Genomic DNA, 14,231 nt, shown 5'->3' with positions numbered 1-14,231 from the left:
ACCCATGTTGGTGGCCGCCCGCCCCGCGTCCGCGCAGGCCGCCGCCGCCGCCACCAACGACGTGGCCATGCGGGCGGCGATCGCCGCCGCCCGGGCCGGGCAACTGGCGCCCGCGCAGGCCGACGCGCTGCGCGGCGATCCGCGCTGGCCCTGGCTCGAGTATGCGCGCCTGTCACGCGACCTCGATCGCGCCGACCCGGCGCAGGTCCGTGCCTTCCTGAAACGCCACGACGGCCAGGCCGCGGCGGCGGCACTGCGCCCGCTGTGGCTGGCCTCGCTGTCGCGGCGCGAACAATGGAGCGACTTCCTGGCCGACTGGAGCGCCAGCGACGACGCCGGGCTGCGCTGCGCCCGCCTCAACGCGCTGCAGGCGCTCGGCCGCGCGGACGCGGGCTGGAACGGCGAAGCGCAGGCGCTGTGGCGTTCGGGCAAGTCGCTGCCGGACGCCTGCGACGCGACGTTCGCCTCGCTGGCCGCCCGCGGCGCGCTGGATGACAGGTTGCGCTGGGAGCGCTTCGACCTGGCCGTGGCAGAGGGCGAACCGGGGGTGATGCGCACCGCCGCGCGTGGCCTGCCGGCCGATGCGCTGGCCCTGGCCAGCGACTACGCCGCGTTCGTCCAGGCGCCGCACGCGCGCGCCGCGCAATGGCCGCGCGATGCGCGCAGCCGCAAGGTGGCCGCCGCCGGACTGGCCCGCCTGGCCAAGGACGACCCGGATGCGGCCGAGCGCCAGCTGGCGCAGCTGGCGCCGCTGCTCGGGATGGACGAGGCCGAACGCGGCAAGGTCCAGTACCAGGTCGCGCTGTGGACGGTGGCGTCCTACCTGCCCGACTCGGCACGGCGCCTGGCGGCGGTGCCGGCGGCGGCGTACGACGAGCGCCTGCACGAATGGCGCGCGCGCGAGGCGATGGCGCGCGGGGACTGGCCCGCCGCGCTGGACGCGATCCGGAAGATGCCGGCCAGGCAGCGCGAGGATTCGCGCTGGCGCTGGTTCGAGGGGCGGATGCTGGAGAAGACCGGGCGCGGGACCGAGGCGCAGGCGCTGTTCCGCGCCGCTGCCGCCTCGCCGACCTTCCATGGTTTCCTCGCCGCCGACCGGATGCAGCTGCCCTACGCACTGTGCCCGTGGGATCCAGCCGATCCTCCGGGGCTGCGCAAGGACGTCGCGAAGGATCCCGCCCTGGTCCGAGCGCTGGCGCTGTACCGGATCGACCAGCCCGGATGGGCGGTGCGCGAGTGGAACGACGCGCTCTCCCGCTTCGACGACGCGCGCCGGCGCACGGCCGTGGCGTTGGCGCAGGAGCAGGAGCAGGGCTGGTTCGACCGCGCGGTGTTCTCGCTGGGCAAGGTCAGCGACGAACAGCGCCTGTACGAGCTGCGTTTCCCGCTGCACCACGATGCCGACATCCGCGCTGCCGCGCAGCGCAACGGCCTCGACCCGGCCTGGATCGCGGCGGAGATCCGCGCCGAGAGCACCTTCAATCCCAACGCGCGCTCGCCGGCCAACGCACGGGGCCTGATGCAGCTGCTCCCGGGCACCGCCTCCGGCGTGGCCCAGCGCACCGGCCTGCCCTACGCGGGCGCCGAAAGCCTGTACGACTCCTCCACCAACATCGCCCTGGGCAGCGCCTACCTGCGCGAGATGGAGGACAAGTACGGCCAGACCTACCAGGCGATCGCCGCCTACAATGCGGGGCCGACCCCGACCGCGCGCTGGCTCTCGCAGCGCCCGTCGCACGATCCGGACCTGTGGATCGAGACGATCAGCTACAAGGAAACCCGCGACTACGTGGCCCGCGTGATGGCGTTCAGCGTGATCTACGACTGGCGCCTCAACGGCGACGCGCTGCCGGTCAGCGAGCGCATGCTGGGCAGGACCGAAGGCGCGCGCAAGCGCTTCGCCTGCCCGGCACCGATGCCGGCGGGTTGATGGCGATGCCGGGAAGCCGGCGCGCGCGACGCGTCGCGGTATCCCGCCGGAGTACGATGGACGCATGGATACCTACCTGGTCGGCGGCGCCATCCGCGATGAACTGCTCGGCCTTCCGCCCGGCGACCGCGACTGGGTCGTGGTCGGTGCCACGCCGCAGCGGATGCTCGATGCCGGTTTCCGGGCGGTAGGCCGCGACTTCCCGGTCTTCCTGCATCCGCAGACCGGGGAAGAGCACGCGCTGGCACGCACCGAGCGCAAGAGCGGCCGCGGCCACCGCGGTTTCGTGGTCGACGCCGATCCCTCGGTGACGCTGGAAGAAGACCTGCAGCGCCGCGACTTCACCATCAACGCGATCGCGCGCGACGCGCACGGCGACCTGGTCGATCCCTACGGCGGCGTGGACGACCTACAGGCACGCGTGCTGCGCCACGTCGGCCCGGCCTTCGCCGAGGATCCGCTGCGCGTGCTGCGTGCCGGCCGCTTCATGGCCCGCTTCGCGCCGCTGGGGTTCCGCGTGGCGCCGGAGACGATGGGGCTCATGCGGCAGATGGTCGCCAGCGGCGAACTGGACACCCTGGTGCCCGAGCGGGTCTGGCAGGAGCTGCGCAAGGCGCTGGCGGCACCGCAGCCGTCGGCCTTCCTCGCCACGATGCACGCCTGCGGCGCGCTGGCCGCGATCCTGCCCGAGGTCGACGCGCTGTACGGCGTGCCGCAGCGCGCCGAGTACCACCCGGAGGTCGACACCGGCGTGCACCAGCAGCTGGTCAGCGACATGGCCGCGCGGCTGGCCCCCGGCGACGACCTGGTGGGGTTCGCGGCGCTGGTCCACGACCTCGGCAAGGCGCTCACCCCGGCGCACGTGCTGCCGAAGCACATCGGCCACGAGCACGCCGGGCTGAAACCGCTGGCGGTGCTGTGCGAACGGCTGAAGGTGCCGCTGGAGCACCGCGGCCTGGCCGAATGCGTGTGCCGCGAGCACCTCAACGTGCATCGCCTGGCCGAGCTGCGCGACGCCACCGTGCTCGAGCTGCTCGAACGCTGCGATGCGTTCCGCCGTCCCGAACGCGTGGCCGGCATCGCACTGGCCTGCGAGGCCGACAAGCGCGGGCGGCTGGGCAGCGAGGAGGCGGCCTATCCACAAGGCGGCGAGTTGCGCCGGCTGCATGCCGCGGCCATCGCGGTGAACGCGCGCGACCTGCCGGACATCGGCGCGCTGGCCGGGCAGCAGGTCGGCGTGGCGGTGCGCAAGGCGCGTATCGCCGCGATCGCCGCGGCACGCACGCTGCGCGCGGCGACGGCTGCCCCGTCGTCCTGAGCGCCGGGCCCGGCGCCGCCGGGCACCGCGGAGGCTGCGGTTAAGCTCTGCGCTCCCGTGGCCACGGCCGCGACGCCGAGGACGCGCCCGTGCCCAACGCCTTCCCGATCCCCCTGTCGCTGGGCATCTGCCTTGCCGCGGCGGCCGCATGCGTACCCGCGTCGGCAACACCCTCCGGCCGGTACGCCAACCCGATCCTGTTCGCCGACTACTCCGACCCGGACGTGATCCGCGTCGGCGGGGACTACGTGATGGTCGCCTCGACCTTCCACTTCTCGCCCGGACTGCCGGTGCTGAAATCGAAGGACCTGGTGCACTGGACCCTGGTCGGCCACGCACTGCCGCGGTTGCCGTTCGGCCCGGCCTACGACCTGCCGGGGCCGCTGGACTTCGACGATGCCTCCGCGCGTGCGCGCCTGGATCCGGCGATGGGCCACCGCTACAGCGCCGGCGTGTGGGCGCCCTGCATCCGCCACCACGACGGCCGCTGGTTCATCTACTTCGCCACGCCGACCGACGGCATCTTCATGGTGTCCGCGGAGCGGCCGGAAGGTCCCTGGAGCGCGCCGGTCGCGCTGGTGGCGCAGGCCGGCTTCGAGGATCCGACCCCGTTCTGGGACGACGACGGCAGCGCCTGGCTGCTGCACTCGAAGGTCGGCGCCGGACCGCTGATCCTGCGACGGATGACCGCTGACGGTACCCGCGTCCTGGATGCCGGCACGGTCATCGTCGAGGACCCGGTGAACCTGCCCGTGCTCGAGGGCCCCAAGCTGCTCAAGCGCAACGGCTGGTACTACATCTTCGCGCCCTACGGCGGCGTGGAGAAGGGCCCGCAGGCGGTCCTGCGCGCACGCGACATCCGCGGCCCCTACGAGTGGCGCACGGTGCTCGCGCAGGGCGATACCGACGTACAGGCGCCGCACCAGGGCGGGTACGTGGAGACCCCGTCGGGCGAGGGCTGGTTCGTCCATTTCAACAGCACCGGCGCGTATGGGCGGATCGTGCACCTGCAGCCGGTGCGCTGGGTCGACGACTGGCCGCTGGTCGGCGAACCGGTTTCGTCGACCACCGGCCAGCCCGTGCCCGGGCATGCGATGCCCGACGTGGGACGCGACTGGCCGGCGATCCGGCCACAGGCGTCCGACGGCTTCGACACGCGCGTGCTCGGCCCACAGTGGGAATGGAACCACAACCCGGTCGACTCGCACTGGAGCCTGGCCGCCCGTCCGGGCCACCTGCGCCTGACCGCGATGTACGCGCCCGGCTTCCTCGCCGCGCGCAACACCCTCACCCAGGTGCACCACGGCAGCGCGTCGCGGACCACCGTGCGGATGGATGTGTCGGCCATGCGCGACGGCGAACGCGCGGGCCTGGCCATGCTGCAGGTGCAGCCGAACTGGATCGGCGTGGCGCGGGAGGGCGGCCACCGCCACCTGGTGTTCGCCGCCGCCGGCGTCGAAACCCGCGGACCGCGCGCGGACGGAACCGTCGTCCAGCTGCGCCAGCACGTGGCGGACCAGCGCGTGCACTACGAGTACAGCCTCGATGACGGCCGCAGTTTCCATTCGCTGGGCGCGACCAGCGCGATGCGCTTCAGCTGGTGGAAGGGCGCGCGACCGGCCCTGTTCACCTGGTCGAGCGATGCGCACGCGGCTGCGCGCGGGCACGTGGACGTGGACCGGGTCGAGATCGAGACGCTGGCGCCGCTGGCCGGGAACCGGGCGGCCGGGTCCGGGGGCCAGGCCGTCCCGGCGCAGTCCCCATCGCACCACGCGCCTTGAACACGCCGGATTCCATCGTGTCGATCCCCGCGACGGCGGGACGTCGTCGTGCAACAGGCCGGCGCGGCCGGCCGCCAACCGCAGGAGATGCAGTCATGTCGTACGTGGACGGTTTCGTGTTGCCGGTGCCGAAGGACAAGGTGGCGGCCTACCGCGCGCTCGCGCGCAAGGCGGGCAAGGTCTGGATCGAGCACGGCGCGCTGGAGTACGTGGAGGCGGTCGCCGACGACGTGCAACCGGGCAAGGTGACGTCGTTCCCGCAGGCGGTGAAGCTCAAGGCCGGCGAAGTCGTGGTGTTCTCCTGGATCCGTTACCGCTCGCGGGCGCACCGCGACAAGGTCAACCGGCTGGCGATGGCCGACCCCCGGCTCGCCGGCATGGGCCCGGACAACATGCCCTTCGATGGCAAGCGCATGTTCTGGGGCGGGTTCAAGCCGATCGTCGACATGGCCGGCGAGTGAGCGGTACCGGCGCGAAGGGCAGGATGTCGAATCCTTCCGCCCCGGTCCGTCGTCCACACAGGGAGCCGCGTGGCTTCCACCCAGCGAGGAGACCCGCATGCGCGTCATGGTGATGGTGAAGGCGTCGGCCAGTTCCGAGGCCGGGGCGATGCCCGGCGAAGAACTGCTGGCCGCGATGGGCCGCTACAACGAGGAACTGGTCAAGGCCGGGGTGATGCTGGCCGGCGAGGGCCTGCACCCCAGCAGCAAGGGCGTGCGGGTGCGCTTCTCGGGCCGGCAGCGCAGCGTGGTCGACGGCCCGTTCGCCGAAACCAAGGAACTCGTCGCCGGCTACTGGCTGTGGCAGGTGCGCTCGATGGAGGAAGCCATCGAATGGGCGCGGCGCTGCCCCAACCCGATGCCCGAGGACAGCGAGCTGGAGATCCGGCCGGTGTTCGAGGAGGAGGACTTCGGCGCCGAATTCACCCCGGAGCTGCGCGAACAGGAACGCCGCCTTCGCGACCAGATCGCCGCGCGCGGATGAGCCCGGACGCCCCGGCGAACGCCCCCGGCGCGCCACGGATGGCGCGCCGCGCCGGACCACCGGCTCCCGCGCACCCTGGCATCCACCCACCCACGGAATCCGCCCATGCCCCGCAAGATCTTCGTCAACCTGCCGGTGAAGGACCTGGAGCGCTCGGTCGCGTTCTTCACCACGCTCGGTTTCCGCTTCAATCCGCAGTTCACCGACGAGAACGCCACCTGCATGATCGTCTCCGACGACATCTTCGTGATGTTGCTGGTGCAGCCGTTCTTCCAGGGGTTCACGCCCAAGCCGGTGAGCGACGCCCACCGGCAGACCGAGGTGCTGCTCGCGCTGTCGCTGGAAAGCCGCGCGGAGGTGGAGGACTTCGTCGCCAAAGCGGTGGCCGCCGGCGCGACCGTGACCCAGCCGCCGCGCGACTACGGTTTCATGTACCAGCAGAGCTTCGCCGACCTGGACGGCCACCAGTGGGAACCGTTCCACATGGCCGCCGACGCGGTGCCGCCGCAGGCATGACCGGCGCGGGACTTGCCGTGGCCGCGCCGCGGTGGTGTGATCCCCGCGCATGAACCACGACCACGGGCACCACGACATCCACCGCACCATCGACGCCGTCTGGCGGATGGAGTCGGCGCGCGTCATCGCCGGCCTGGTGCGCATGGTCCGCGACGTCGGCCTGGCCGAGGAGCTGGCGCAGGATGCGCTGGTGGCGGCGCTGGAGAAGTGGCCCGACACCGGCGTGCCCGACAACCCGGCCGCATGGCTGACCACCACCGCGCGCAACCGCGCCATCGACCGCCTGCGGCACCTCAAGCTGCGCGACGAGAAGCACGTCCAGGTCGCCTACGAACTCGAGCAGTTGCAGGAGGAGGCCGAACGGCGCGACGAGCACCTGCTGGACGACCCGGTCGGCGACGACCTGCTGCGGCTGATGTTCATCAGTTGCCATCCGGTGCTGCCGCCGGAGTCGCGCGTGGCGCTGACCCTGCGCCTGCTCGGCGGACTGGAGACCGGCGAGATCGCCCGCGCGTTCCTGGCCGCCGAAGCGACGGTCGCGCAGCGCATCGTCCGTGCCAAGCGCACGCTCGCCGAAGCCAACGTGCCGTTCGAGATCCCGCGCCGCGAGGAGCTGCCGGAGCGGCTGTCGGCGGTGCTCGGGGTGGTCTACCTGGTGTTCAACGAAGGCTACGCGGCCAGCAGCGGCGACGACTGGATGCGTCCGGCGCTGTGCGAGGAGGCGCTGCGCCTGGGGCGCGTGCTGGCCGGGCTGATGCCGGACGAGTCGGAAGTGCACGGCCTGGTCGCGCTGATGGAGATCCAGGCCTCGCGCCTGCATGCGCGCACAGGCGCCGACGGCGAGCCGGTCCTGCTGCTGGACCAGGACCGCTCGCGCTGGGACCGGCTGCTGATCGGCCGCGGGCTTGCGGCGCTGGAGCGTGCGCAGCGGCTCGGCGGCGCGCTCGGGCCGTATGCGCTGCAGGCGGCGATCGCGGCCTGCCATGCGCGCGCGGTCACGGCCGCGGAGACCGACTGGGTCCGCATCGTCGCCCTGTACGACGCGCTGGCCCAGCTTTCGCCGTCGCCGGTGGTCGAGCTCAACCGCGCGGTCGCGGTATCGATGGCCTTCGGTCCCGAAGCGGCGCTGGAACGCGTGGACGCGCTGCGCGACGAACCGAAGCTGGCCAGCTACCACCTGCTGCCGAGCGTGCGCGGCGACCTGCTGTTCCGGCTGGGACGGACCGGCGAGGCGCGCTCGGAGTTCGAACGCGCGGCGGCGCTGGCCGGCAATGGCCGCGAGCGCGCATTGCTGCTCGCGCGCGCCGCGCAATGCGCCGCATGACCCGCCTGCCGGAATGCACGGCACGCGCTGCCACGCGGGGCGTGTCCCGCCCGCCCCATTGGTGCGTCAGATCCTGACGTACCAGCCGCGCCGGTCCATCCCGCGCACCACCAGCCACCACGCACCGACGAACACCGCGGCGAACGCCAGCGAGGGCAGGTACGGTCCGAAGCGCGGCGTCATCCAGCCGGCGAATCCACCCCGGTAGAGCGGCTCCCACCAGCCCAGCGCGGCGAAGCCGTAGACCATCACCGCCGATCCCGCATAGGCCGCGATCGCATTGACCCCGAAGCTGCGACCGACGGCCGGCCATCCGCGCCGGTCGATGAGCACGTGTGCCGCGGCCAGCGCGAGCATCGCCCAGCCACCGGTCCACAGGACGTAGGAGGGGGTCCACAGGTTCTTGTTCAAGGGCAGCACGGTCGACCAGGCCAGGCCCAGCAGCAGCGCGGCGACGCCCGCGCAGGCCAGCGTGCGGACGCGTCCGCGCCGCAGCCAGGCACCGGCGCGAAGGCCCAGCAGCGTCGTGGCCAGCGCGCCGAGCGTGCTCAGCAGGCCTTCGGGATCGTGGCCCAGCCCGGTGGCCGGGTCGAACTGGTACAGCCATGGCCCGAGCAACGCGGTATCGACCCGGCTGGCGAGGTTGTGCCACGGCGCGAGGCTGCCACCGGCGGCGAGCAGGCCCCACCATCCCAGCAGCAGCGCCGCCAGCCACCACGCCTGCGCACGCGGCCGCAGCCACAGCGCCGCGGCACCGACGGCGAGGAAGCACAGGCCGATCCGCTGCAGCACGCCCCAGGGGCGGAAATGCGCGGTGTCCAGCCACCACCACGCCAGCAGGTGCAGGACCAGGCCCAGGCCGATGATGCGCAGCGACCGCACCGCCACGGCCCGCATCAGCGCGGGCCGCGGGGCGCCGGCCTCGACCCGCGGCACCATGCCCAGCGCGATCGAGACGCCGACGATGAACAGGAAGAAGGGGAACACCAGGTCGGTCGGCGTGCAGCCATGCCACGTCGCGTGCAGCAGCGGCGGGTACACATGGCCCCAGTCGCCCGGGTTGTTGACCAGCAGCATGGCCGCCACGGTCAGCCCACGCAGCGCATCGACCGAGGCGAAACGCGGCGCCCGCGCCGCGGGTGCGTGATTCATGCGATGCGCACGACCCGGCCGGTCATACGACATCCTCGCGCGCGCCAGCGATCCAGGTCGAGCGCACCTGCAGGTCGTCGTCGAGCAGGGCCAGGTCGGCCTGGCACCCCGGCGCGATCCGGCCGTGGCGCGCGGACAGCCCCAGGAACTGGGCCGGGTACGTCGAGGCCATGCGGGCGGCCTCGTCGAGCGGCAGGCCGAGCAGGCGCACGCAGTTGCGCACGGCCGTGGCCATGTCCAGCGCCGAGCCCGCCAGCGCGCCGGCGGCGTTGCGCACCACGCCATCCACCGCGGTGATCACTTCGCCGTAGAGGGCGAAGGCCGGATCCTCCGACCCGACCATCGGCATCGCATCGGTGACCAGGAACAGCTTGCCGCGCGGCTTGGCCGCCAGGGCCACGCGCAGGCTGGCCGGATGCACGTGCACGCCATCCACGATCACGCCGCACCAGCTGTCGCGGTCCTCGAGCGCGGCGCCGACCGCGCCCGGCTCGCGCCCCTGCAGCGGCGACATCGCGTTGAACAGATGGGTGAAGCCGCGCAGTCCGGCGTCGAGGCCGGCGCGCGCCTGCTCGTAGCTGGCGGCGGTGTGGCCGGCGACCACGATCGCGCCGCGCGCGACCATGTCACGGACCGTTCCCAGCGGCACCTGCTCGGGCGCCAGCGTGATCAGGGTGACGCCGTTGTCCAGCGAGGTCGCCATCGCCGCTTCGGCCGCATCCGGCACGCGGAACTTGGCTGCGTCGTGCGTGCCCTTGCGCGCCGGGGCGATGTAAGGACCTTCCAGGTGCACGCCGAGCACGCCCGGCACGCCGGCGGCGATCGCCTCCCGGGTCGCCGCGACCGCGCGTGCCATCACCTCGGCATCGTCGCTGATCAGGGTGGGCAGGAAGCCGGTCGTCCCGAACCGGCGGTGCGCGCGGCCGATCGCCGCGATCGCTTCCGCCCGGGTGTCGTTGTTGAACAGCACGCCACCGCCGCCATTGACCTGTGCGTCGATGAACCCGGGCACCAGCCAGCCACCGCCCAGGTCGTGGACCTCCGCGGCCTGCACGCGGGCCTGGCCGGCCGGCACGAGCGCGGCGATGTCGCCCGCCTCGTCCAGCAGCACCGCCACGTCGTCGCGGAAGCCGTCTTCGACCAGGACCCGGGCGTTGACCAGCGCACGCGTGGCCATCACACCGTCTCCGTGACCTTGTTGAGGTGCGGTGGCAGGTCGGGGTTGTGGCCGCGACGCAGCGCCAGCGCATTGATGGCGCGGTAGAAGCTCTGCACGGTCAGCAACGGTGCCAGCGCGGGATGCGCGGCCGGCGCCAGTGGCAGGCGGACGCTGGAGGATGCCGGGGTCGGCCCCTGGGCCGAGGCGACCCAGACCTCGGCGCCGCGCGCATGGAACTCGTCGGCCACCGCGACCGCACCGGCGCCGGTTTCGTCGGGCTGGGCGAACACCAGCACCGGGAATCCCGCACCGACCAGCGCCATGGGGCCGTGCTTCACCTCGGCCGAGCTGTAGGCCTCGGCGTGCAGGCCGCAGGTTTCCTTGAACTTCAACGCCGCCTCCTGCGCCGCGCCGAGGCCGAGGCCGCGGCCGAGCACGAACAGGTTGCGCGCGTCGACCAGGCCGTCGGCCAGCGGCGACCAGTCCTGCTGCCAGGCCTGGCGCAGCGACTGCGGCAGGGCCTCCAGCGCGGCCAGCAGCGCGGCGTCGTCCTTCCAGTGCGCGACCAGCTGGGCGATGGCCGCCAGCGAGGCCAGGTAGCTCTTGGTCGCCGCCACGCTCTTCTCGGGCCCGGCGCCGAGCGGGATCACCGTGTCGGCCAGCTGCGCCAGCGGCGAGTCCTCGACGTTGACCAGCGCCACCACGCGCGCGCCGCAGGCCTTGGCCGCCTCGGCGTTGCGCAGCAGGTCGGGGCTCTTGCCGGACTGCGAGATGGCGATGAACAGCGCGCCTTCCAGGCGCAGCGGGGTCGCGTAGACCGAACCGATCGACGGCGACAGCGAGGCGGTGACGATGCCCAGCTGGGTTTCGATCAGGTACTTGGCATAGGTCGCGGCATGGTCGGAGCTGCCGCGGGCGCAGGTGGCCACGAACGGCGGCGGCGCGGCGCGCAGCTGCGCGGCCAGCGCCGCGATCGTGCCGCGATTGCGGGCGAACTGCGCGGCGACCACGTCGGCGGCCTGCGCGGCCTCGTTGTGCATCAGGGTATCGGTCTCGGCGGGCAATACGCCGGGCTGCACGAGCGGCATGGTCATGCTTCGGAAGAGGTGGGGGGACGCGGTCGCGACTGCAGCGGCGCCGGGGCGGTGGAGCCGCGCACGACCAGCTGCGGCACGAAGCCCTGGTTGGACACGGCCAGCGGATGGTCTTCGTACGCGTCCTGGCGCAGGCTGCCGATCAGCAGGCGCGCCGCGTGGCGCGCGATCTCTTCGGTCGCCTGCTTGGCGGTGGTCAGCGCCGGCCAGGACTGGCGCGAGAACGGACTGTCCTCGAAGCCGGCGATGGACAGGTCGTAGGGAACGTTGAGCCCGACCGACTTGGCCGCGGCGAGCACCCCGGCGGCGATCTCGTCGTTGGAGCCGAAGATCGCGGTGGGCGGCTCGCGCAGGGCCAGCAGCCGGCGCGCACCGCGGAACCCGTCGTCGAAGGTGTAGTCGCCCGGAATCACCAGGTGCTTGTCCAGCGCGATGCCGTAGTCCTTCAGCGCGGCCTCGTAGCCGGCATAGCGCTCGCCGGAGGAATGGTGCTGCGCCCCGCCCCAGAGGAAGCCGATGCGCTGGTGGCCCAGCTGGATCAGGTGTTCGGTGACTTCGTAGGCGGCGTCGCGGTCGTCGATGTAGACGCAGGGGCCGTCGCCCGGATCCTCGGTGGCGGCGATGATCCTGACCACGCGGATGCCGCGCGCCACCAGCGCGGCGACCAGGTCGGTGCGCTCGGACATCGGCGCCGTGAGCACCAGCCCGGCCAGGCGCGAGCGCTGCACGAACTCCGCCAGCTCTTCCGCCAGCAGCGGCGAGGTCGAATCGCAGGGCTGGATCTGCAGGCCGAAGCCGGTCTCCCGGCAGGCGGCGAGCACGCCGTTCTGCACACCGATGATGTGGTACGGGTTCGGGTTGTCGTAGACGAGGCCGATCACGAACGGCGTGCCGCTGCGCAGGTTGCGCGCGGTGGCGTCCGGTTCGTAGTCGAGCTCGGCGATGGCCGCCAGCACGCGCGAGCGCGTGGCCTGCATCACCGACGGTTCGTTGTTGATCACCCGCGACACCGTCTTGAGCGAGACCTTGGCCCGCTCGGCGACGTCCTTGATGGTCGGCCTGCGCATGCGTTCGACTGCCTTGTGGTTCATCCCGCCGTCCATCATGCGGCAATCACCGCCCGGCCGTCAGGCCGGCGCGGTGGCCGCGCTGGGCGTAGTAGAGGATGTACAGGTAGCAGGGCACCATCAGGCCGGCGAACACCCACTGGAAGTCGGCGTGCTGCTTCAGCACCGCGAACGCCTGCGGGATGATCGCGCCGCCGGCGATGCCCATGATCAGCAGCGCCGAGCCGGTCTCGGTGAAACGTCCCAGGCCGCGGATCGCGAGCGGAAAGATCGCCGGCCACATCATCGCGTTGGCGAAGCCGAGGGCGGCGACGAAGCCGACCGACACATAGCCGCTGGTCAGCAGCGCGCCCACCGAGAGCAGCACGCCCAGCACCGCCGAGACGCTCAGCCATTTTTCTTGGCTGACTACGCGCGGGATCAGCCACAGACCCGCGATGTAGCCCAGCAGCATCGCAGCCAAGGTGAAGAAGGTGAAGTACTTGGCGTGGTCCAGCGGTAGACCGAAGGCTCGGCCGTAGGTGCCGATCGCGTCCCCCGCCATCACCTCCGCGCCCACGTAGACGAATAGGCACAGCACACCCAGCCACAGATGCGGGAAACGGAACACGCTCCCGCGCTCCTCCACGCCGGACCCCGGGGCGGCATTCGCTTCGGCGGCGCGGATTTCCGGAAGCGGCGAAAACAGGATGGCCACCGCCGCTAGCAGCAGAAGCGCTGCCATCACGACGTAGAAACCGCGGATTCCACCTGCGAAATCCGCCAACAGCGCATTGCGTCCTACCGCGTCGGCGGCCGCCACCGCGGCGGCGAGATCGTCGACCCCGTGCAGCACCAGCGTGCCGAGCAGCAACGGCGCAAGCATGCCTGCGACCTTATTGCAGATGCCCATCAACGCGATACGCCGCGCCGCGCTTTCGATCGGCCCGAGAATGGAAATGTACGGGTTGACCGCGGTCTGCAGCAGGGCGAGGCCGCCACCAATCACGAACAAGCTCGCCAATGCGCCACCGAAAATACGCAAGGTGGCGAACTGGCTAAACGCCAGCGCGCCCAGTGCCATGACGGCCAGACTCAGAGCCAGCCCCTTCTTCATGCCAGTACGGCGCAGGATCCACGAAGCTGGAAGGGCGAGGAAGAAGTACGACAGGTAGAACACCATTAAAACTAGGAACGCGGCCACTTCGCTCACGTCGAACGCCAACTGGACGAAGGTGATCAGCGGCCCGTTGATCCAGGTGAAGAAGCCGATGATGAAGAACAGGCCGCCGACGATGGCGATGGACGAGGCCAGGCCTGTGCGCGCGGGCGCGGTGGTGGTGACGGACATGGAATCTGGTGCCTCCCCGGCGATGGACGGTCCCCTGCGGCGCCATGGCGGCGGTCAGGCGGGAACAACGTTGTCACATTTTTTCCGTCGCGACGCCTGAAAAGTCAACCGGGCCACGATCTGCATCGCCGTTCGCGTGCTGCTCCGCAGCACGAATGGGACCATCTTCGCGCTCCTGAATACGCTCCATGTGGCTGATTTGCATCCATAACTGAACCCAATCTCGGTCTGCCCGGGACCAGGACGCTCGTTTTCGGAACCGGTCGCCGGCTCGTCCGAGGCCCCCGCGAAATTGTGTTGACATCGTTGTCAGATGGATTTCACACTCCGCCGGAACTGGTGCCGTGGCTTCGCCTGGCACCCCAGCCTCGGGGAGCGTTCGTGCCAGCAGTCGATCCAACGTTCGTGCCGGTTCCGCAGTCGCCGCCGTTCATCGCCGCCGACGTCGGCGGCACCCACGTGCGCATCGGCCTGGTCCAGGCCGGGGCGGCCGGGGCGCCGCTGCAGGTGCTGGCCTACAGCAAGTTCCGCTGCGCCGACTACGCCGGCCTGGCCGACATCCTGGCCGAGTTCATC

General features: G+C 71.7%; 13 protein-coding genes. 8 read left to right on the top strand and 5 right to left on the bottom strand.

Annotated features, from left to right (window positions below):
• The first annotated feature begins 4 nt into the window (after positions 1 to 4).
• The 7 genes from ACA089_RS13530 to ACA089_RS13500 all read left to right on the top strand — a co-directional run bounded on the left by ACA089_RS13530 (position 5) and on the right by ACA089_RS13500 (position 7,853).
• Positions 5 to 1,930: a lytic transglycosylase domain-containing protein gene (locus ACA089_RS13530; protein WP_372017828.1), complete on the top strand. Its 1,926-nt coding sequence runs from the start codon at positions 5 to 7 to the stop codon at positions 1,928 to 1,930.
• A 64-nt stretch (positions 1,931 to 1,994) separates the two neighbouring features.
• On the top strand, positions 1,995 to 3,248 hold the full coding sequence (locus ACA089_RS13525; protein ID WP_372017826.1) for a multifunctional CCA addition/repair protein: 1,254 nt from the start codon (positions 1,995 to 1,997) through the stop codon (positions 3,246 to 3,248).
• Between the two features lie 89 nt (positions 3,249 to 3,337).
• Positions 3,338 to 5,029: a glycoside hydrolase family 43 protein gene (locus ACA089_RS13520; RefSeq protein ID WP_372017824.1), complete on the top strand. Its 1,692-nt coding sequence runs from the start codon at positions 3,338 to 3,340 to the stop codon at positions 5,027 to 5,029.
• Between the two features lie 95 nt (positions 5,030 to 5,124).
• A complete protein-coding gene (locus ACA089_RS13515; RefSeq protein WP_372017822.1) occupies positions 5,125 to 5,490 on the top strand; it encodes a DUF1428 domain-containing protein in 366 nt (121 codons plus the stop codon).
• 97 nt (positions 5,491 to 5,587) lie between these two features.
• A complete protein-coding gene (locus tag ACA089_RS13510) occupies positions 5,588 to 6,013 on the top strand; it encodes a YciI family protein (protein ID WP_372017820.1) in 426 nt (141 codons plus the stop codon).
• A 105-nt stretch (positions 6,014 to 6,118) separates the two neighbouring features.
• Positions 6,119 to 6,529 carry a VOC family protein gene (locus ACA089_RS13505; protein WP_372017818.1) on the top strand — a complete coding sequence of 137 codons (411 nt, stop codon included), beginning with the start codon at positions 6,119 to 6,121 and terminating at the stop codon, positions 6,527 to 6,529.
• Between the two features lie 49 nt (positions 6,530 to 6,578).
• Positions 6,579 to 7,853: an RNA polymerase sigma factor gene (locus tag ACA089_RS13500; RefSeq protein WP_372017816.1), complete on the top strand. Its 1,275-nt coding sequence runs from the start codon at positions 6,579 to 6,581 to the stop codon at positions 7,851 to 7,853.
• A gap of 66 nt (positions 7,854 to 7,919) precedes the next feature.
• Here ACA089_RS13500 and ACA089_RS13495 read toward each other — a convergent pair whose 3' ends face one another.
• From ACA089_RS13495 to ACA089_RS13475, 5 genes are read right to left on the bottom strand one after another with little or no spacing between them, the layout of a single operon-like run.
• The gene (locus ACA089_RS13495) at positions 7,920 to 9,005 is read right to left on the bottom strand and encodes an acyltransferase family protein (RefSeq protein ID WP_372017814.1); all 1,086 of its coding nucleotides are present in this window, start codon (positions 9,003 to 9,005) and stop codon (positions 7,920 to 7,922) included.
• A gap of 22 nt (positions 9,006 to 9,027) precedes the next feature.
• Positions 9,028 to 10,182, bottom strand: a complete 1,155-nt coding sequence (gene nagA, locus ACA089_RS13490; RefSeq protein WP_372017812.1) for an N-acetylglucosamine-6-phosphate deacetylase — start codon at positions 10,180 to 10,182, stop codon at positions 9,028 to 9,030.
• The gene (locus ACA089_RS13485; RefSeq protein WP_372017811.1) at positions 10,182 to 11,252 is read right to left on the bottom strand and encodes an SIS domain-containing protein; all 1,071 of its coding nucleotides are present in this window, start codon (positions 11,250 to 11,252) and stop codon (positions 10,182 to 10,184) included. Before ACA089_RS13485 ends, nagA begins: the two co-directional genes overlap by 1 nt.
• Before the next feature lie 2 nt (positions 11,253 to 11,254).
• Positions 11,255 to 12,325, bottom strand: a complete 1,071-nt coding sequence (locus ACA089_RS13480; protein WP_372018924.1) for a LacI family DNA-binding transcriptional regulator — start codon at positions 12,323 to 12,325, stop codon at positions 11,255 to 11,257.
• A 46-nt stretch (positions 12,326 to 12,371) separates the two neighbouring features.
• Positions 12,372 to 13,655, bottom strand: coding sequence for a sugar MFS transporter (locus ACA089_RS13475; protein ID WP_372017809.1), 1,284 nt, complete (start codon positions 13,653 to 13,655; stop codon positions 12,372 to 12,374).
• A gap of 381 nt (positions 13,656 to 14,036) precedes the next feature.
• On the opposite strand from ACA089_RS13475, the gene ACA089_RS13470 reads away from it, so the two are divergent.
• Positions 14,037 to 14,231: glucokinase (locus tag ACA089_RS13470; RefSeq protein WP_372017807.1), on the top strand; the 195-nt coding region annotated here is incomplete at its 3' end.

This window comes from Pseudoxanthomonas fibrivorans (genome assembly GCF_041464125.1).
GTDB lineage: Bacteria > Pseudomonadota > Gammaproteobacteria > Xanthomonadales > Xanthomonadaceae > Pseudoxanthomonas.
This window is presented reverse-complemented; position numbering and strand designations above follow the sequence as displayed.